The sequence below is a fragment of the Yoonia sp. I 8.24 genome (assembly GCF_022096995.1).
Classification (GTDB): Bacteria; Pseudomonadota; Alphaproteobacteria; order Rhodobacterales; family Rhodobacteraceae; genus Yoonia.
Map to the genome: position 1 here is coordinate 1 of NZ_JACXGQ010000002.1, position 19,712 is coordinate 19,712.

The 19,712-nt window shown below is 53.8% G+C and carries 20 protein-coding genes; 12 read left to right on the forward strand and 8 right to left on the reverse strand.

Features of this window, described 5'->3' with window-relative positions; all coding sequences use genetic code 11:
- On the reverse strand, positions 1-615 hold a 615-nt coding region (locus Yoon_RS02930), incomplete at its 3' end, for a MurR/RpiR family transcriptional regulator (protein ID WP_238110003.1).
- A 125-nt stretch (positions 616-740) separates the two neighbouring features.
- Between Yoon_RS02930 and Yoon_RS02935 the strand changes: the two genes are divergently transcribed.
- The 4 genes from Yoon_RS02935 to Yoon_RS02950 are packed head-to-tail and all read left to right on the forward strand — an operon-like array spanning position 741 to position 5,630.
- On the forward strand, positions 741-3,131 hold the full coding sequence (locus Yoon_RS02935; RefSeq protein WP_238110005.1) for an FAD-dependent oxidoreductase: 2,391 nt from the start codon (positions 741-743) through the stop codon (positions 3,129-3,131).
- A 3-nt stretch (positions 3,132-3,134) separates the two neighbouring features.
- On the forward strand, positions 3,135-3,890 hold the full coding sequence (locus tag Yoon_RS02940; protein WP_238110007.1) for a 3-keto-5-aminohexanoate cleavage protein: 756 nt from the start codon (positions 3,135-3,137) through the stop codon (positions 3,888-3,890).
- Positions 3,887-4,309 (forward strand): GNAT family N-acetyltransferase, encoded by a 423-nt coding sequence (locus tag Yoon_RS02945; protein ID WP_238110009.1) that lies wholly within the window; start codon positions 3,887-3,889, stop codon positions 4,307-4,309. Before Yoon_RS02940 ends, Yoon_RS02945 begins: the two co-directional genes overlap by 4 nt.
- 1 nt (position 4,310) lies before the next feature.
- On the forward strand, positions 4,311-5,630 hold the full coding sequence (locus Yoon_RS02950) for an aspartate aminotransferase family protein (protein ID WP_238110011.1): 1,320 nt from the start codon (positions 4,311-4,313) through the stop codon (positions 5,628-5,630).
- Positions 5,631-6,170: 540 nt separating this feature from the next.
- Here the strand turns inward: Yoon_RS02950 and Yoon_RS02955 are convergent.
- Both Yoon_RS02955 and Yoon_RS02960 read right to left on the reverse strand, forming a co-directional pair.
- Entirely contained in the window at positions 6,171-7,040 is an 870-nt protein-coding gene (locus Yoon_RS02955) for an EamA family transporter (RefSeq protein ID WP_238110013.1), read from the reverse strand.
- A 156-nt stretch (positions 7,041-7,196) separates the two neighbouring features.
- Entirely contained in the window at positions 7,197-7,517 is a 321-nt protein-coding gene (locus tag Yoon_RS02960) for a cupin domain-containing protein (RefSeq protein ID WP_238110015.1), read from the reverse strand.
- A gap of 335 nt (positions 7,518-7,852) precedes the next feature.
- Here Yoon_RS02960 and Yoon_RS02965 point away from each other — a divergent pair, with 335 nt between their 5' ends.
- Positions 7,853-8,047 carry a hypothetical protein gene (locus Yoon_RS02965; RefSeq protein WP_238110017.1) on the forward strand — a complete coding sequence of 65 codons (195 nt, stop codon included), beginning with the start codon at positions 7,853-7,855 and terminating at the stop codon, positions 8,045-8,047.
- 184 nt (positions 8,048-8,231) lie between these two features.
- Here the strand turns inward: Yoon_RS02965 and Yoon_RS02970 are convergent, their stop codons facing one another.
- Positions 8,232-8,753 carry a winged helix DNA-binding protein gene (locus tag Yoon_RS02970; RefSeq protein WP_238110018.1) on the reverse strand — a complete coding sequence of 174 codons (522 nt, stop codon included), beginning with the start codon at positions 8,751-8,753 and terminating at the stop codon, positions 8,232-8,234.
- A gap of 168 nt (positions 8,754-8,921) precedes the next feature.
- Here Yoon_RS02970 and Yoon_RS02975 point away from each other — a divergent pair, with 168 nt between their 5' ends.
- The 6 genes from Yoon_RS02975 (at position 8,922) to Yoon_RS03000 (ending at position 14,342) form a co-directional block, all read left to right on the forward strand.
- Positions 8,922-9,893 (forward strand): TRAP transporter substrate-binding protein, encoded by a 972-nt coding sequence (locus tag Yoon_RS02975; RefSeq protein WP_238110019.1) that lies wholly within the window; start codon positions 8,922-8,924, stop codon positions 9,891-9,893.
- Positions 9,894-9,955: 62 nt separating this feature from the next.
- Positions 9,956-10,504 carry a TRAP transporter small permease gene (locus Yoon_RS02980; RefSeq protein WP_238110020.1) on the forward strand — a complete coding sequence of 183 codons (549 nt, stop codon included), beginning with the start codon at positions 9,956-9,958 and terminating at the stop codon, positions 10,502-10,504.
- Between the two features lie 11 nt (positions 10,505-10,515).
- Entirely contained in the window at positions 10,516-11,811 is a 1,296-nt protein-coding gene (locus Yoon_RS02985; RefSeq protein WP_238110021.1) for a TRAP transporter large permease, read from the forward strand.
- Positions 11,812-11,834: 23 nt separating this feature from the next.
- Positions 11,835-12,548, forward strand: a complete 714-nt coding sequence (locus tag Yoon_RS02990) for an allophanate hydrolase subunit 1 (RefSeq protein ID WP_238110022.1) — start codon at positions 11,835-11,837, stop codon at positions 12,546-12,548.
- Positions 12,545-13,567 (forward strand): biotin-dependent carboxyltransferase family protein, encoded by a 1,023-nt coding sequence (locus Yoon_RS02995; RefSeq protein ID WP_238110023.1) that lies wholly within the window; start codon positions 12,545-12,547, stop codon positions 13,565-13,567. The genes Yoon_RS02990 and Yoon_RS02995 overlap by 4 nt, the downstream gene beginning before the upstream one ends.
- Position 13,568: 1 nt before the next feature.
- On the forward strand, positions 13,569-14,342 hold the full coding sequence (locus Yoon_RS03000; protein ID WP_238110024.1) for a LamB/YcsF family protein: 774 nt from the start codon (positions 13,569-13,571) through the stop codon (positions 14,340-14,342).
- A 618-nt stretch (positions 14,343-14,960) separates the two neighbouring features.
- On the opposite strand, the gene Yoon_RS17975 is transcribed toward Yoon_RS03000, so the two are convergent.
- The gene (locus Yoon_RS17975; protein WP_370642093.1) at positions 14,961-15,443 is read right to left on the reverse strand and encodes a radical SAM protein; all 483 of its coding nucleotides are present in this window, start codon (positions 15,441-15,443) and stop codon (positions 14,961-14,963) included.
- A 160-nt stretch (positions 15,444-15,603) separates the two neighbouring features.
- On the opposite strand from Yoon_RS17975, the gene Yoon_RS03005 reads away from it, so the two are divergent.
- Entirely contained in the window at positions 15,604-16,320 is a 717-nt protein-coding gene (locus Yoon_RS03005) for a hypothetical protein (RefSeq protein WP_238110026.1), read from the forward strand.
- A 118-nt stretch (positions 16,321-16,438) separates the two neighbouring features.
- On the opposite strand, the gene Yoon_RS03010 is transcribed toward Yoon_RS03005, so the two are convergent.
- Genes Yoon_RS03010 through Yoon_RS03020 form a run of 3 tightly spaced genes read right to left on the reverse strand, consistent with a single transcriptional unit; the run spans position 16,439 to position 19,688 of the window.
- Positions 16,439-17,779: a hypothetical protein gene (locus Yoon_RS03010; protein ID WP_238110028.1), complete on the reverse strand. Its 1,341-nt coding sequence runs from the start codon at positions 17,777-17,779 to the stop codon at positions 16,439-16,441.
- Positions 17,776-18,645, reverse strand: coding sequence for a hypothetical protein (locus tag Yoon_RS03015; RefSeq protein WP_238110029.1), 870 nt, complete (start codon positions 18,643-18,645; stop codon positions 17,776-17,778). The genes Yoon_RS03010 and Yoon_RS03015 overlap by 4 nt, the downstream gene beginning before the upstream one ends.
- Complete coding sequence (locus Yoon_RS03020) at positions 18,645-19,688, reverse strand: hypothetical protein (protein WP_238110030.1); 1,044 nt, start codon at positions 19,686-19,688, stop codon at positions 18,645-18,647. The genes Yoon_RS03015 and Yoon_RS03020 overlap by 1 nt, the downstream gene beginning before the upstream one ends.
- Positions 19,689-19,712: the final 24 nt, after the last annotated feature.

Below are 19,712 nucleotides of genomic sequence, written 5' to 3' on the forward strand. Positions count from 1 at the left end.
CTCGATTGTTTCTTTTGAATATGGGGTAAATGTGATTGCAACCAGAACGTCATTTTCATCTGCATCGTTCAGCTCATCGATGGCGCTGTTCATATGACGCGGAATTAATTGCAATGAAGGCAAAGCCATACGGCCGACGTAGTGGAAATAATAGGCAAGACCATAACTCGCCCGCACTGCCGTCAGATAGGTGTTGCGCGCGCCTAGCAGCATGTCGACGACACGCTCCATTTGCTCGGCCGACTGGCGCTCCAATGACCGCTGGACCACACTCAGGGAATTGGCTGCCGCATCGGCTTGTGCTGGGCCAATGGTTGACCCTTCTCTTAGGCTGCTGATCCAGTCTGGTACGTCGGTGCTATTGATCGTCGAAACAAGCGCATGCCGGAACGGGTCGCGCAGCTCTTCAAAGCTGGTAAAGCCGAGCCGATTTGCCATGCGCACCAAGGTGTAAGTCGACACCCCAGACTTGCGCGCCGTCTCGCGAATTGGGTCCAATCCGAAGTCCGCAGGGTTGTCCACGATGTATTTTGCAACCACACCAAGACGGGGAGCCAGGTCGGGCAACGTGTCCTTAAGTATTGATAATGTTTTAGATTTCAGTGTGGGATCCATCCCGAATCGCCTTCTTTTCGCTGACTACTTAAAAAACATTAGTTTTTTTGTGCGGAGATTGACAGAATTTGTAATTCGCTCAATCTAGTCTCAACATATTCTTCAACTGATATTGAGTCTCCAAAATGCCTGAGCTTCCTTCCCACGCTTCCGTTGTCGTCATTGGTGGTGGAATTATGGGGTGCTCAACCCTGTATCACCTTGCAAAAATGGGAGTGAGCGACGTCATTCTGCTCGAACGCAACAAGCTGACCAGCGGCACAACGTGGCATTCGGCAGCCCAAGTTCGGGCCCTGCGCCATTCACACAATCTGACGAAAATGATCCAGTATTCTGTGGACCTTTATGCACAGTTAGAAGAGGAAACAGGGCAATCCGTTGGCTGGATCCAAGAAGGGTCTTTGTCTATCGCCACGACCCTAGATCGCCTGACTCACATCAAACGTCAGGAATCACTGGCGAAGGCATTCGGCCTGCAGGTGGATTCCATTTCCGTGGACGAAGCGAAAGAGCGTTGGCCGCTGATGAATGCCGACGATGTGATCGGCGCGGTTTGGTCGCCGGATGATGGCCGTGTGTCGCCATCCGATGTTTGCGCCGCCCTCGTCAAAGCCTCCAAGGGACTTGGTGCGAAGATATTTGAGGACACGGGCGTCACCGGCATCATGACGGAAAACGGCCGCATCGCTGGCGTTGAAACCGACAAGGGCGTTGTGACCTGCGATGCGATCGCGCTTTGTGCTGGGCTGTGGTCTCGGGAAGTTGGGGCGATGGCTGGGGCCGAGGTTCCGGCACTTGCCTGCGAACACTTTTACCTGCTGACCAAGCCAATTGATGGGATTAAAGGCAATATGCCGACGCTGTCAGACCACGACAACCACCTCTATATCCGCGATGACAGCGGCGGGCTGCTGGTCGGGTGTTTTGAACCCATGGGCAAGCCTATCGAGCCGGGTATCCTAAACGCAGACTTCGAATTCGGGCTGTTGGGCGAAGATTGGGATCATTTTGAACCCATGATGATGAATGCTTTGAACCGTTTGCCTGCTCTGGAAACGGCAGAAGTGAAGATGCTGCTGAATGGTCCTGAGAGTTTTACGCCGGACGGGACGTTCATGTTGGGCGAGACGGCTGAGACCAAGGGTCTGTTCCTTGGTTGCGGCATGAACTCTGTCGGTATGGCATCGGGTGGCGGCGCGGGTATGAACCTCGCCCATCAGATCGTGCATGGCCGCACGGCCTATGATCTGGGCGAGGCGGACTCCAAACGCTTTGCGCCTGTTTTCAATGGGCTTGAGCACCTGATGGCGCGCGCGCCTGAAATCCTCGGCACGCATTATGAAATCGCTTATCCGGGGCGCCAATTGGCGACGGCCCGTGATTTGCGCGCCTTGCCGCTGGACAAAGAATACCGCGCCGCCAACGCGCATATGGGGCAATTCTACGGCTTCGAACGCCCCCTTTATTTTGGCAGAACCGCCGAACCCGCGATGACATTCACGCGCCCCGACTGGCACGCCAATGTCGCCGCTGAGGTCGAAGCTGCCACCACGAAGGCGGCGATCTTTGATGCCTCATCCTTCGGTAAGATCGACGTGACCGGACCAGACGCCGAGGCCTTCTTGCTGCACAGCTGTGCAGGCTACATGGCGCGCAAGCCGGGCTCGGTAATCTACTCAGCCGTGCTGAACGAGCACGGCACGTTCCTCTCTGACATCACCGCGCAACGCATTGCCGATGATCACTACCGTCTGTTTGTCGGCACCAATGCGATCAAACGCGATCTGACGCATTTCAAACGGGTCAGCGACGGCTTTGATGTTCAGCTAGAGGACACAACCGAAGCCTACGCCGTGCTTGGCCTCATGGGGCCGGACGCGGCGCGCATTGCGACGGAATGCGGTGCGCCAGAGCTGAACGATCTCGGCTATTTCAAAATCGGCCCCGCCCATATCGCAGGCAAACACGTGCGCGCGGCGCGTTTGTCTTATGTCGGCGAGGCGGGTTGGGAAATCACCTGCAAAGCAGAAAACGCCCCCGCGATTTACGCCGCTTTGACGGACGCGGGCGCTGTCCCTGCCGGTATGTTCGCGCAGACGTCCATGCGGATCGAAAAGGGGTTCTGCGCCATGGGCCACGAGCTCGATTCTGACGTCACGCCGATTGACACAGGCCTCGATTTTGCCACCCGCAAGAAGGGCGGCTTTATCGGCGCCGAGGCGCTGGCCGCCAAACGCGAAACAGATAACGAGGGGCGCGTCGCCTCCTTGAAGATCGACGATAAAAACGCCGTACCGCTGGGTCATGAACCCGTCTATTTTGGCGATACGATTATCGGGCTAACCACGTCGACATCCTTTGGCTATCGTATCGGTTGCCCTGTGGCGCTGGTCCTGCTGGACGCGCCCGTTGCGGACGGCACGGCCGTTGATGTCGACATTGCGGGGCAAAAATTTGCAGCCACAATCGTGCTCGGGCCGCTGTTTGATCCCGATGGCACATTGATGAAACCCTGATCGATGGCTGATCCGTTCATCATGATAGCGCCAAGTGGCGCGCGACGCAGCAAGGCGGATCACCTAGCTATACCGATATCTGTGACAGAGAACATCGAAACCGCCATCGCTTGCCATGCCGCAGGTGCCGACGCCCTGCACTTGCATGTGCGTGACGACGAGGGCTTGCATTCTCTGGACGCGGATAGATACCTTGAAACGCTTGCGGAATTGTCGCGCGTCCTACCGGATATGCCCGTACAAATCACCACCGAGGCGGCGGGCCTGTTTGACGTTGCCGCGCAGCTGAAATGCCTCACCGCTGTGCGCCCCAGTTGGGCGTCTATTTCCGTGCGCGAGATCGACAGATCCCCCGAGCTTGCCGATGCGGTTTACGGCGTTTGCGCTGACAACGGCACCAAGGTGCAACACATCCTTTATGGTGTGGATGACATCGTGCTGCTGGCGCAACGACAAGCCCAAGGCATCATCCGCCCTGAGCAAAGCGACGTCATCTTTGTTTTGGGTCGTTACACGCATGGGCAAACTTCGGCCCCATCAGACCTATCGCCGTTTCTTGACGCGATGCCCGCGCGTGGCAATTGGATGGTTTGCGCCTTCGGGGCGCAAGAACACCCCTGCCTCGTTGAGGCGGCAAAACTGGGCGGCAATCTACGGGTCGGGTTCGAGAACAGCTTGACTGATAGCGAAGGCCAAGCATTCGAAGACAACGCCGCCTCTGTTTCGGCGCTACACGCTCGGCTGAAAGGCACCCCATGATCAAGATCATAGATCCGCTCGATATTGAACTGGCTGTGCCACTGTTGGCGGACTTGCGATCAACGCTCGACGCCACCACGTTCCGCACCCGTCTGAACGCAGCACTTGAGGGTGGCTACCGCGTCTTGGGGGCAGAGCAAAACGGCATTATCATTGGCGTCTTGGGCTTCCGGTTTGTGCATGATATTTGCTGGGGCAAGACCTGCTATATCGATGACCTGAATGTTGCCGCGGATGCGCGCGGCGCAGGGATCGGCGGCTTGCTACTCCAAGCCGCCAAGGATCGCGCCCGTAAAAGCGACTGTGATCATATTCGATTGTGCAGTGGTTTGACGCGCGCCGACGCTCATAGATTCTACGAAGCCCATGACCTGCGGAGCTTCAGCAAACAATTCGTCATTGCCCTGAAGGAAGACTGACATGTCCCATATTTTCCCTCGCCATTGTCATTCGTCGATGCCAACCGCGGTTGACGGCGATGGTTGTTTCCTGATCGATGAAAACGGGAAGCGCTACTTTGACGGGTCCGGTGGCGCGGCTGTGTCCTGCCTTGGCCACAGTAACGAGCGGGTCATACATGCCATCAAGGATCAAGCGGCCGCACTGGCCTACGCTCATACCAGTTTCTTCACGACCCAGCCCGCCGAAGATCTTGCCAACCTCTTGATCGACAACGCTCCGGGCGATTTGGACCGTGTCTATCTGGTGTCGGGTGGGTCCGAAGCTGTGGAAGCAGCCCTGAAACTCGCCCGCCAGTTCCACCTCGAAAATGGAGAGCCAAACCGCAAACACGTTATCGCCCGTCGTCAAAGCTATCACGGCAACACCCTTGGCGCCTTGGCCGCAGGCGGCAATGAGTGGCGCAAACAGCAATTCTCGCCTCTGCTCATAGACGTTAGCCACATTGCACCGTGCTATGAATATGCCGAGCGTCGCGACGACGAGAGCCTTGAGGACTACGGTCTGCGCGTCGCCAACGAACTGGAAGCCGAAATCCTGCGCCTCGGGCCAGAAAACGTAATGGCGTTTCTCGCCGAACCTGTTGTCGGTGCGACTTTGGGCGCAGTTCCACCCGTCGAAGGGTACTTCAAACGCATCCGCGAGATTTGCGATCAATACGGTGTTCTCTTGATCCTCGATGAAGTGATGTGCGGCATGGGGCGCACGGGCCATCTATTTGCATGTGAGGCCGAAGGCATCGCGCCTGACATACTCTGCATCGCTAAAGGCCTTGGTGCTGGCTACCAACCCATCGGCGCAATGCTGTGCACATCTCAAATCTATGACGCCATCGCCAACGGGACGGGCTTTTTTCAACACGGCCATACTTACCTTGCACACCCGATTGCGGCGGCGGTGGGCCGTGCAGTCCTAAGTGAAATATTGGACAACGATTTGGTCTTGCAGGTACGCAAACGTGGCGAGTTTCTGGGTCGAGAGCTAAATCGGGTCTTTGGACAACACCCCCATGTGGGCGACATTCGCGGCCGTGGGCTGTTTTGGGGAATTGAACTTGTCGAGGATCGCGATACCAAAACGCCATTCGATCCCAGTCTCGGTCTCGCCGGAAAGATTAAGAAGGCGGCTTTTGCCGAAGGGCTCGCGTGTTACCCGATGCCGGGAACGCGCGATGGCCGAAGTGGCGATCATGTCATGCTCGCGCCGCCCTTCATTGCATCGGAGGTTGAGCTGGCCGAAGCGATGCAAAGCCTTGATCGAGCCCTTTGCACAACCATCTGACAGGTTCGCGATTTTTTAGACAAGGCATTCAATGTCACGCACATAAGAGAGGCAACCGAAACGGCGTCGCAATGTCTGGTGTGCCGCAACTATAGCTCGGCAAAGGTTGGAGCGGCCCGTGCGAAGTTGTCCAGTTTCTCGGCGTTCTAATCCCGTCGACCCAATCGACGTCTTTTGGAGCGTGAGAGCTGAACTGACGTATCCGGTTGCGGGGGAAAGGCGGATGCAAAACCTCTCCAATGACCGCTTTCAGCATACCAGCGAAGACGACGTTATTTAGCAGTGAAGTTCCGCTTTCCCACGCTTAGTGGTCATTCGAGCGTCATGCAGCATCGGTCGATTTGGGCTCTTCGCGGTCATTAGCCGCTTTGCAGTATCATGCCGGATTTGTCCAGATTGGGTTGTTATGGACGGCCCAAACCGGCCATTGGCCAAGTGCTTGGTCGCTGCGTCGCAGCTTCCCCGAAGCGGACATTGGAGCAGGTGCGCAGCATTTTGACCCGTTCGATGTCGGTAATGCGGGACTTTGCTGCCTGTCATCTAGCCTTTACGAACGTCCGTTGTTTTTCTTTCAATCAGGATGAGACCCGACAGAACAATCAGGATTGCGCCGATAACTGTCAGTATGGTTGGAACCTCTGAGAAGAAAAGAAAGCCAATCATCGCGCTTCCGATCAGTTCCAGATAGACGAGCGGGGCAAGTGTTGAGGCTTCAGCCAGCTGAAATGCCTGTATCGTTAAAAGATGAGCGATGGCCGAAAACAAGCCCAGACCCACAAATAACCAAAGCACATCCAAAGCTGGCATCGCAAAGGTGAACGCGGCTTGGGGGGCAAGCAGAATACTGCCAAGAACCACCTGAAATGCGAGCGTCTTTATGGGATCGCTTTGTTGCGATGCCTGCCGTGTCGCAATTAGGTAAAGCGCAAAGAAAAGCCCTGCGCCAAAGGCCATGATGACGCCAATCTCGATCTCTCCAGACGGTTGCAACACGACAAGCGCGCCAGCGAACCCAATCGCAAGGCTAAGGAGTTTGCGAAGCGTCAAAGTTTCTTCAAGGAAGAAGACAGATAGAACGGTGGCGACGATTGGCCCGACAAAATAAGCGCTTACCGCAAGCGCGATTGGAATCCGTGCAATAGCTAGGAAATAAAGCGTCATTGCCGTTACAAGGAACGCGGTCCGCACCAAATGGGCAAATCGCTGCTTTTCGGGGAAGAACGCGAAGCCATAGCGCCGATAGGCTAAAGGCAGCACGATCATTGCGGCGACGGCATAGCGCGCCCAGCCGATAAACAGCGGCGAATAGCTCGTGCTTAGATACTTTGCGATGCCATCAACAACGGGGACCCCCAGCATCGCCAGAGACATCAAGACGATACCTCGAAAAGTCGTCGTGTTTTTGGGCACGTCTTCAAATCCTTTCGAAGGCATATTTGTTGGAAAATAACTGACGTCGACAGCGTCGACGCTTTCAATCAAGGGAAGCGGGTTTCGGCGGCTTGGTCAAGGTATTGGGAGGTGAGGAAACAACGGGAACCTCAAAATTGAACCCATTGGGTGTGTTTAGGCGGATTTATCGTTTCGGGACTCTAGCAGCTCAACCTCGACAAAGGCACATTCAAAGTCGTTGCCATTGATAACATCGTGTTCAACACCAATTTCGCGAAAGTAGGGCACCCCATTTTGCATCTGCGCTGTCACGCGTTCGCCTTGGCCCAAGTCGATCTCAAGAACACCGTCAAATAGGGGAATGACAACATAGTCGTATTCATGACAATGCCAGCCGGTATTGTCGCCACGCATTTTAAAGCGCCATTCCGTGACCCGGACGCGTTCATTTTCAATCGTCACGGTTGGTATCGCTGAACCATTGTCTGTGCACATAAGCGTTTTTCCTACTGGATTTTAGCAAGACCAGATCGCAGTTCACCCTGCAGGCATAGGGCCAGATTTGTCACACCGTCAGTCCACTTCGGCCTCATATAGCTGCCATTCGTAAGGAATGCAGCACAGGTCAAAATGGGTTAATTCTGATGAAAAACTCTCATACAGCACATTGAGGCCAAATTTGGCAGAACAAAATTCCAGATTGCAAGAATTTAAACGGCTTCACAGCGTGTAAAAACCTCATTGGAGAACAGGCTCCTACATTTTCGAAATTTGTAGATGCAGCAAAGAGTTTTTCAACAAAATTGGCTCGCAGGAGCCATTCGCCGCGCTTGCATCGTGACAATCGCGCAAAACTGACGATCGATGTCGGCTCTGCGGACAAAGGCGACTTGGAAGATTTTGCAGCCAATGACTGCTTTCTTGAGGCTACAACTCTTGCGAAAAGCACCGGGTCCGGTAAGGAGCCGTTAGCTGAGATGCGCGAAAACAGTTTTGTACGACAGAGCAAGTCGACATTGGCCTAAATCCACTGCACCAAGCGAGAGCATAGGGCGAAGGCCTGGGGCCGTACAGTACAGCGTCGTAACGCAGATTTCTGAAGGGCTGCGGTTTGGAGGCGCGAGAGTTCAACGAATGATCGAAAAACGGGATGCGTGCCTGTCGAAAACATAGGGCGAAGCGGTTTCTATGCAGGAGCGAGCGGCGATTTTAAAGTGTGGCGGCGGCGCGGCTGGCTTGGTCATAGTGGCCAGACAAGGCGCGAAGCATTCGGGCCAGTTCACGCAGTTCTGCGCCGCTCATTTCTGCGGGCGATAGACCGTTCAGCAGGCATTGCCGCCTCACGTCGCGATAAGCTTCGCACAGGGCGATGCCTTCGGGTGATGTACGATAAAATACTTCTTTGCCTCTTTTTTCCGAAACCAACAATTCAGCCTTTAGCAATTTGCGCAGGGCATAATTCACCGTATGGCTGTCTTCGATGTTCAGCAGAAAACTTATGTCAGAGAGCCGCTTGTCCTTATCCCGGTGGTTGACGTTATGCAGGATCAGAATTTCGAGAGGACTCAGGTCGGGCTGGCCCGCAGCAGCCATGCAGCGTGTGACCCATCGCGAGAAGGCATTAAACCCAACGATCAGCCCGAATTCGAGCTCTGATAGCTCCCAGCCGTCGCCTTGGGCGAGGTGGCGGGATGAGACGATTCGGCGGTCAGCGGGGGGGATGTCGGTCATTTATGGCTCTCTTTATGCTCAATTCGCTGATAATTTCCGCATATGATGTCAATATTTCCCCAGTATATCAACAGGCGGGACTGAATTTGGCGATCAAACTTATAAAACGTTGACGAAATGTAAGCATAGTGCAAGCCTGTTTTCATCCAACAAAGTAGGGAGAGCAAAATGCTCATTTCACGAATTCTTGGCGGGACTGCCGCCGCTCTAGCAAGTCTGGCGATCAGTGCGCAGGCCGAAACTTGGGACATGCCGACACCTTACCCGGACGCGACCTTTCACACCGTCAATATCACCGAATTTGCCGCTGACGTGGCTGCGGCCACAGATGGCGCTCTCGAAATCAACGTCCATTCTGCGGCGTCGCTCTTTAAACACCCCGAAATCAGCAGGGCTGTACGCAGCGGCCAGGTGCCCATTGGCGAATTTTTCCTGTCGCTTCTAGCCAATGAAGATCCGGCCTTTGGCGCGGATTCGCTGCCTTTCCTTGCCACCAACTACGAAGATGCAGAACGGCTTTGGGCCGCCCAGAAAGACGTAATTTCCGAGCTTTTGGACGAGCAGGGCATGATGGTTCTCTATTCGGTGCCATGGCCGCCACAGGGGCTTTATACCACCGGCGAAATCAATTCGGTCGAAGACCTCGCGGGGCTGAAGTTCCGCACCTATAACGCCACCCTCGAAGAATTCGCCAACCTTGCAGGTGCCGCTCCCACACAGGTCGAAAATCCGGATATTCCGCAGGCCTTCAGCACCGGACGTGTCGAGGCGATGATCACCTCGTCCTCGACGGGCGTGAATTCCAAGGCCTGGGACTTTCTGACCCATTACACCGACATTCAGGCCTGGATTCCCAAGAACGTCGTCGTGGTGAACACCCGTTCTTTCCGCCGTCTGGACGAGGCCACTCAGGCCGCTGTTCTTGATGCCGCAGCAGCAGCAGAGGCCCGCGGCTGGGAGATGAGCCGTGCCGAAACCGAAGCACAAACTGCGGTTTTGGCTGAAAACGGCATCATTGTCGTCGAGCCATCAGAAGAGCTGATGACAGAGCTGCGCGAGATTGGTGTGCAAATGCTGGAAAACTGGAGCGCCGAAGCAGGCGACGCCGGTGCGGCATTGCTGAACGCCTACGGCCAATAACCTAACTGGCCGGGTGCACCACAGCGCCCTGCCTACCCCCATCAGCCATAAAGGAAGCGATCATGCGGCGAGCTTTAGACAGTCTTTATCGTATATCTGGCGGGTTGGCTGCAGCCTTCATTGTGGCTATCGTCGCGGTCGTTTTTGTGCAGGTCTGCCTTAACATTGCAGACAAGATCGCCGCTGCCATTACCGGAACCGGCCTAGGGCTGACGATCCCGTCCTATGCGGATTTCACAGGATTCTTTCTAGCTGCATCGACCTTTCTTGCGCTTGCCTATGCACTTCGGGAAGGCGGGCACATCCGCGTTACGCTCTTGCTGAGCCGCCTGCCGGCGCGCGCGCAGCGCGGCTTTGAAATTGTCACCGTCGCGATCGCCTTGGCGATGAGCGCCTATGCAAGCTGGTTCGTCTTCCAGCTTGTCTATGAATCTTTTGAATATGGTGATCGGTCGTCCGGCATGGTCTCCGTTCCGCTTTGGTTGCCGCAACTGCCCGTCGCGTTTGGCCTTACTATTCTCACCATTGCTTTGCTTGACGAACTTGTCGGCCTTTTGCGCGGTCGTCCTGCGTCTTGGGACGGCAAGGGCGAAAACCTGCTAAGCGAATAGGAGCCCAAACTATGTCTGTTGCCGTCCTTTCTGTCATTCTGATTGTCCTTCTTTTTGCCTTCCTCGGCGCGGGGCTTTGGGTTGCTCTTTCGCTGTTGGGTGTTGGCATTGCAGCCATGGCTTTGTTCAGCAACGCGCCGCTGGGTCTTGTTATGGCGACGACCATGTGGGGCCATTCGAATTCCTGGGCCTTGGCCGCGTTGCCGCTGTTTATCTGGATGGGAGAAATACTGTTTCGGTCCCGCCTGAGCGACGACATGTTTACAGGCCTTTCACCGTGGATGAACCGCCTGCCGGGGCAGCTTTTGCACGTCAATGTCTTTGCCTGCGGGATCTTTGCTGCGGTATCCGGATCGTCGGCGGCAACGGCCGCCACCATTGGCAAGCTTTCTATTCCCGAACTGTCGCGACGGGGCTATCCTGAAAAGATGGTGATCGGGACGCTGGCCGGATCGGCGACGCTGGGGCTATTGATCCCGCCATCAATCATCCTGATCGTTTATGGCGTGGCGACCGAGCAATCCATCGCGCGGTTGTTTGTTGCCGGCGTCCTGCCCGGGCTGCTGCTGGTGACCTTGTTCGTAGGCTATGTCGCGATATGGGCCACGTTGAACCGTGAAACCCTTCCCATGGAAGACATCTCGGCCAGCTTTCGCGAAAAGCTGCGCCGCTCCCGTCGTTTGCTACCGGTTATGATGCTGATCGGCGGGGTGATCGGCTCGATTTATGCTGGCATCGCCTCGCCAACGGATGCTGCTGCTGTCGGGGTCGTGCTGGCGCTGATCCTGTCATGGAGTTCCGGCACGCTAAGCCGCGCGAGTTTTGGTGAGGGGTTGATGGGCGCAACTGTGACCTCTTGCATGATCGGTTTCATCCTTGCGGGGGCGTCTTTCCTGACCGTTGCTATGGGCTTTACCGGCATCCCGCGTATCCTTGCCGAATGGATAGGTGGGCTTGGTCTGTCGACATTTACCCTGCTGGCTGCGCTAACAGTGTTCTTCGTGATCCTTGGCTGTTTTCTTGACGGAATTTCGGTCGTGGTGCTGACGGCCTCGGTCATCATGCCGATGGTGCAACAGGCCGGAATTGATCCGCTGTGGTTTGGCATCTATCTGGTGATCGTTGTTGAGATGAGCCAGATCACCCCACCGGTTGGTTTCAACCTCTTTGTGCTACAATCCCTGACCGGGCGCGATATTCTGACGATCGCCTATGCGGCACTTCCTTTCTTCTTTTTGATGGTCGTCGCGTTGGCTCTAATCGTGATCTTCCCATCCATCGTGACTTACCTGCCGGAGCAGATGTGACTCAATCCTCTCATGCATTTCCCATGATCCGCACCGGAGGTGTGGACGGTCTTCTTGTCAGCTTTGGCGACAGGCTCAGCGAACCTGCCAACCGCGCAGCATTGGCTTTTCGTGCCGCGATCGAGGCCGAAGGTTGGGACGGTGTCGAGGAAACATCCTCGACGCTCGTGTCTTGTTTCGTTCGCTTTGATCCTTTGCATCTGCCGCACGATGTGCTGCAATCCAAGGTCAATACTCTTTTGAAACACCGCAACTGGTTTGATGCCGCCTTGCCCGAAGGGCGGCGTTTTTGGAGCATTCCGACCGTTTATGGCAGCGATCTGGCCCCGCAATTGGCACAGGCCGCGATGGCAGCGGGAATGAGCGAAGCCGAGGCGGAGACCTCTCTTTCAAACGCACGCGTGCGTGTCCAAGCGCTCGGGTTTTCTCCCGGTCAGCCCTATCTGGGTGAATTGCCCGAGGCCTGGGATATTCCTCGCCAAAGCCAATTGACTGACCGCGTCCCGAAAGGCGCGCTGGTTGTGGCGATCCGGCAATTTGTATTGTTTGGCGTGTCTGCGCCGACCGGCTGGCAGCACGTCGGCCAGACGGCTATCAACCTGTTCCAACCCGATGCCGACGATCCGATCCTTTTGCGGCCCGGTGACGAAGTGCAATTCACCGCGACGGATGCAGGGTCGTTAAACAACATGCGCGGCGATCCCAACGGCGGTGCAACCTACGAGACACTCAAATGAGCGCACAACTGACGATCTTACGCGCCGGTCCTAGCATGACATTGCAGGACATGGGGCGCCCCGGCCATCTGGCGCTTGGCCTGTCGTGTGGCGGGGCATCGGACAGGCTGGCGCTGGCCGAGGGCGCGGCGTTGCTTGGTCAGCCTACTGATACGCTTGCGCTGGAAATGGCGGCACTAGGTGGGGAATTTCAGGCGAGCGAAGACACTCGCATCGCTCTCACTGGCGCGCCCATGCGCGTCACCATCGACGGTGAAACGGTGGTGTGGAACGCCTCGCACAGGCTGCCAGCCGGTGCGCGTTTGACCATCGGCGCGGCCACGGCGGGGTGCTACGGCTATTTGCATGTTGGCGGCGGGTTTGCGCCTGATCCTTTCTTGGGGGCGGGTTCCGCGCATCTCTCTGCCGGAATTGGCGCTTTATTGCAGGATGGCGAAGCTCTGGCTATTGGCACCGATAAAGGGCGCGAAACAAACAGGGTGATCGACATCGAAGACCGTTTTCAAGGTGGTGAGGTTCGCCTTACCCCCAGTTTTCAAACCCACCTTTTCGGCAAGGCTGAATTGGGTCGCCTGCAATCAGAACCCCTGCACCGCGCGGCGCGGGCAAACAGGATGGGTGTGGCGTTGATCCCCGATGGCGGTGGGTATCATATCGAAGGCGGACGCAACGTGGTGTCAGAAATCGTGCTGCCCGGCGACATTCAGGTCACGGGCGATGGCACGCCCTTTGTGCTGATGGTCGAATGCCAGACAACTGGCGGCTACCCTCGGATCGGAACGGTTTTACCCTGCGATCTGCCACGCGTGGCGCAGGCGCCAGCGGGGGCAGAACTGCGGTTTCGTTTTGTAGATCTGGAAGAGGCAGTAGAGCTGGAACACGCTGATGCTCAACGACGCGCAGAGCTGGGCAAGCACTGCCGCCCGTTGATCCGTGATCCGCACCTTATGCGTGATCTGCTGTCGTACAATCTGATTGGCGGAATGGTCGCCGGAAACGAAGACATTGAGGGAATATAGAATGACACAAATGGTCGATTTAAACGCCGATATGGGCGAAAGCTATGGTGCGTGGAAAATGGGCGATGACGGAGCCCTTCTGGATATCGTGACCTCTGCCAATGTCGCCTGCGGGTTTCATGCGGGAGATTGGGACGTGATGGCCACGACAATGAAAATGGCGGCTGAAAAAGGCGTCGGCATCGGCGCGCATCCGGGCTTTCCTGATCTGCACGGCTTCGGGCGGCAACGGATGAACATTGCCTCTGACTCCCTACAAAATCTGGTACGGTATCAATTAGGTGCAGCGCAGGCCATGGCGAAATCTGCAGGCGGCACAGTGCGCCACCTAAAGCTTCATGGCGCGCTGGCGAATATGTCATCCGAGGATGAGGCGATGGCCAAGGCCTGTTATGAAGCCGCGCTTGATGTCGCGCCGGACATTATCATCATGGTTCTGGCCGGCACGGCCCAGCACCGGGCCGCATCTGCCTTGGGCTGCAAAGTTGCCTGCGAAATTTTCGCGGATCGGGCATATAACGACGACGCAACCTTGGTTGATCGCGCGCTACCCGGTGCCGTGATCCATGACCCGGACGAGGCAGGCCTCCGCATGGCCGAAATGGTCCGCGAAGGCGCCATAATCACCCAAAGCGGCAAACGCATCGAAACGCGCATAGATACGATCTGTCTTCACGGTGACACCCCAACAGCGGTCCGCATTGCATCCGAGGTTCGCCGTGCATTGCAAGAGAGTGGCGTCACCCTTGCGCAGTTCGATGGGCAACCCGTTTAGGCTAGTGGTATCTCTCTCGCAGTCGACCCCAGCAGTGCCAAAAGACTGAGCGGTCTCGAGCAGGACGGCTGAGATTTCTTTCACCTCACTTTAAAGAGGCTGGAATTCCGGTGGGGCGACCGTAAAGGTTTTGCCCAATCTAAAGGCGAAGGGTTAGACCTGCCAACAGTTATTCTGCAAAATGCACTTTCCAAACAGCGAAGGTCATCAAAGCCGACATTTGTTGATGCAACAGCTTCGGTCAAAATTGGGCTCGTTCCTGCCATTCGCTGTTGTTGAAAGTGTCACGTGCTGCCGAACGGCGGCTTTCTCACATGATGCAACGAAGCTTCGCATACGCGGCGAATGTCCGGTTTCCGCCCATGATGCCAGTTGTTGCGCCGCCGCGATCTTGGAGAACCACGCTACCGCAGATGCTCGGAAAACATTCCGATTTCAGTTTCATCTGGTCGAACGCGACTGGCGTCGAAGAGAGTTTTCACTTTCGAAAAAAATGGCCCGCAATCAATGCGTTACATTCACATTACTAAATCGGCTCAGTCAACAGGTTCAGAGAATCCCGCTGGGGGAGAACGCTTTTACGCCTGCTGACGCGGAGCTTGGTAAAGTACGTAACCTTCATACCCCCCCAATAACGGAAGAATCCCGTGGTACCACGCCACACGACAACCCTGATTGTGCAAGGGTTTTTATCGTCGACAGAGCTCTATCGAAGGCACCCGCTTTGGCACGAATCTGATCGTGAAGCGCTTTTGGTCCGTCAAAGCTGACAGAGGTGTGTTGAACCGCACCTGTATTCATAGCATCCAATACGGTTTGAACTCGCGATCCGTTTGTGATCATGGACACTCGGTAACCCTGATCTGACAGACCATTCGCCAATTCGAGAAAGCCGGAGGCAAGCGTCGGTTCTCCTCCAGACAAGCAAACGCGACGATAACCCGAAGCAAATAAGCTTGCAGTCCATGCCAGCACATCCGGTATTTTCAGGCTCTCTTTCTGGTGTGGCCCGGATGACGAATAACAATGCAAGCATCGGTAATTACAGAACCGGGAGATATGAATTTGCACCACTGGTGTTTGACTAAGCATAGCCGCCATCGTTATCTACAATGAGTGTTTCGAGCGAAGACGCAGCCTGTCGGGTCGGACTATGCCTTCCGGAAAGATCTCTCCCCCGAGCCAGTCGCCTAGCCGATTGTCGAGAAGGCTTGATAAATCGAGATCTTGCACTGAACCGCTCCAAAGATGGTCGATACATATGCCAGTTTCGCAAACCTTTACCCCAATTGTGTCAAATGGTGTGTCCAGTAGGGCGTCGCGCAAAGGCTCGATTTGGTCAGAAGTAAGGGGCTTAGAGTCCGAACGATTTGTCAATGAAGGGCTTGCCCTGGCATTAAGTAAATATTACATGCTGCGAGCTGAAAATGATGCCGATTTCCAAGATGGCGCTGTTAAGAACATTTGGAGGATCGCCCGCAGATTAACTTCATGCATTTCACCTAGGGAAAGGAACGTTGGCGATGCTTCTGTAGAAAATCTGGATGTTTTGATTGTTGGTCGTATAGGAACAAAAGTTTCTATTGCTACTAACATCATTCAGTGTGCTGTCGTCCAAAAATTCCGTCTTTTTTCGCGTAGAGATGTTTCTTCTGAGAAAGTTGTTGATGATAAATTGCTTGAAGACGCTATTGTTTGCGTAATTTCCAACACCAACTTTCTTGAGGTCTTCAATGAAAGATTTGGATTCAATTATTGTTTTGAAGGGCCTGTTGTAGAACAGGTTATTTGTTCTGAATTAATCTTTCGATATTTGATAGTTGGTTGCCAAATTTTGAAGAGCGAGGACTTTTGGTACCCTTCTAAACAACAAGATATCGAGACACTTTTTAGACCGAGTAGTAGATCTACATACTATGATAGCTGGAGATATCCTAAGTTAAAGGAGCTTTCGGAAAAGGTACTTACTGAGAAGTAGAGAGCCGATGACTGGCGGCATGGTAATCCCCCCATTAAAAATGGGGGGATTACCATGTCCCAGTTGGATTTAGCAGGTGCAATCGCAGCCCAACTTAACAAATTCGGGCCAGACCCGGCTAGTAAGACCTTGGCCTTCGAAAATAAGGATCGACACCTGCAAAGGTTACATCATCAAACGCCATCTCCAAAACAGCACGCTCAGACGTTGTGAATTCTGCGTCGGCTTCGGTCACGGTGCGTTGCCCTATGGAATTTTGTTGTAATGAGGCGATTTTTGCAGTCAACTCCGATGCGCCCAAGCGAGCGAGGGGCTCACTCAATCGCCGCGCGAATTCTTCAGCATCAGAAAGCGCTTGTCGTGCTTGTCGTGTTGGAAGGTTTGAAAAACGTAATGTCCAATCGTCAGCTTCGTACTCCAACATGCAAGAATCAAACTCACGCAAGCTGTTAAAGTCAGTACATCGTGTCGCTATCACTTCAGAAATTGCCGCAGGACTATACGACCTTCTTCTCCAAGCAGAACATTCTTGAGTTTGGTCATTTGCATCGTTCGTCTGGGCACCAGGCAAAAACCGCTCAATGTAGATCATATCTTGATAGTTGTCAGGAACGTATGTCCGGATAGCTTCTTTATAAAAAGGGTTTTGAGCTGCTGGCGTAGGGTTGCGAAATCGGGACAAATCAAGTTGGCTTCCTGAACCTCGCGACAACCACCTGTAAAGCGTTGCATAAAAATCGAGGTCGTTATGTATACGCCACCCATTTCTTGTGCCTGAAATGTCTAAATCCATTTGAACTCTTTCGAGGCGATTGGCGACGGATTCCAAAATTTGACGGGCACCCGCAGGGTCACTTTCTTCAATAGAAACGGCTCTTGCCGCACCAAGGTTCGCCAGCCGCAGTTCATTGCGAACAGGAAAGTAGGAGTACATAGACGCGCTTCCACCTGCAGCATCGTTCATACCATCCGAAATAATTTTATTGAACTCTCGAATTTCGTTTTCCAAGAGGGTAATTCTCGCGGAAAGGGCGTCCCCTCCTAAAATTCCGGTACAATAAGCCTGACGAAGGTCAAACATAGGATCTAATACTAATGCGCGGTAAAGCCCTTCTCTGTTCGCGGCGGCACAGTCTAGCCACTTGAATACTTCAGTTTCAGCATCATCCTGATTGGCCATCAGCACCCAGATTTCAACTTGTAAGTCTGAGTCCCGCTCATCTGATCCAAGACTCCACGGTCGGACTGCGCAAAGAAGCTCTGCCATATCGACAGTTTCTGAATCCAACCGGAGAGCCACTTCAGACAAAACTTTGATCCGTTCATCCTCATCCAGTCCATCAATAGCTTGATGCACGGGAATATTGCGATTTTCCAATAGATCGCCAAGAGTAAGCCCATGGGCAGCGGACGAAAAACTGGCAAATAAAAATGAAACCACAGCGATTTTAAGTATCATTGGTTTGCTCCGATCTCAGCAGCTTGTCTAGTTAGGTCAGGATTGTTTGGAGCAGCATCGACGGTAGTGACCGTTGGCGCATCGACCTCTTCGGCTAGACGACCACAATAGTCAAAAAGTGAAACTCTCATCGGACGGATCGTCGCAACCAAGTCATCACCAATCAAATCCAGCTCAGTTCGAATGATTGGATCCCCGAGCGCAGTCTGCAGTTGAAATCCTACCCCACGAGAAACTGTTATCGGCGTGGTATCAGACCCATCGGTCCATTTTACTCCTTCAAATACACCATTTTCATTCAATTCTTCGCTCCACTTAATCCAATGGATTCCTCCATCGGGGCATTCAACACGCATTTTTAGCAACGCCAAACCTGTGGTGATCCTTGCTTCAAGAATGCCTTGATATGCATCATGGCGTGCCTTCAGTATCGGAAACTCCTGTTCAATTTTTAAAGATTCAGCAGTTCGCCTATAGCGATCTTGCACTTCATCAAGTCCGTAAACATTAGTTGCATACGCTCCACCAAGAATGAGGAAGAACAGTAAGAACGCAGCACCAGTAATCTGTACCGGCAGTTCAAAACTGCCAATTTTTAGGTTCCCTGCTCCAGTAGCATCAAACGGAATAAGCGATGTAATGAGAGAAGTTATCCCTGCCAAGAGAAGAAGGAGTCCAAACCAATAGAAGACAGTGTAACTCGCCAAGTGTAGTGCTAGGTCTCCATCGCTGCGGACCCAGAACGGCAACAAAGGAGCCAGCATTACCGTTCCACCGACTAAGATCAATATCGAACCAACAAGGATGCCAGCCCGGCTCATGATATGTCCTGGAGGGGATGGAATGGGATCAGGGATATCATTCATTAGGAAACGCCCTCAGTGCCAATGACCTCTTTCAACTTTGCCTCGAAACGTCTTCCTACTTCGGAAAACCCCTTTGAGGTGCCGTGAATTTCATCGTTCCAATCGGTGACTCTTGGCATAGCACCCCTACAATCGACCACGTGAATGTTTTTTTGCCCCGGTGTATCTCTCAATCCTTCAAGCATACTGTAAAGTCGGTCAATCAATACGATAATGATTTTTCTACGTTGCTGGGGATCCGCTATAGCTTTTTGCTGAAAGGCTCGGCCAAGCCATTGGTCGCGCTTCGCGTAAACGGGGTTACGGATGTCCTCCGGTCCTGCAGGGTAAGGAAACGCATAGTCGTATCCGTGGATTAGAATAGGCAGTCGCTCTAGACCCGGCTCAGAGTGCACGGTCTCGATTACCTTTCTATACTTACTCTCGAGCGCCTCAATACGTTCGTGCAATGCCTCTTTGTCTATATGGCCTTCGATGTCATCGCGATCGCCGTTATATGGCCTTAGCAGGCTAGCCAACATGGAGTCACCACTCACTGGGTCTTCACCTAACACGTCGTTTCCAGCACCTGAAAACAAAAAGGCTCTTACCTGTTTTCGGTGTTTTCGCAAGCCTAGCAAGAATTCAAAACCACGAGGTTTGATCGGACCAGATGTCATTTCTTCCAAGGTCGCTCCGGCTGAGCCGAGCGACCAAATGTTATAGTTTGGTAACAGTTTGTCTATTGTTTCTTCGATCAAGATCGGAAATTGAAACCAACTATCCCCTTCGGATACAACCACTGCACGCTCTGGATGTGACTTTGCAACGCTGAAGAAAAGAGACCGCCTCCTAAATCTCGCAAGGCCATTTCCAATTGACATGGCGCTCTCTAGCTCTTCATCGGCCGCTGTCATTTCCACAGTGAGAGGATTTACGTTCACTTCAAAGTCTAGGGCTCCATTGACAGATATTAATTCTACATATGGAGCTATCTCCGCGTCGGAAGTTTGTGGATTCCGGATCATCTCAAGGAAGCGGTCATAAGAAATTTTCTCAGTCATAAAATAACTCCAAATATCGCAAAT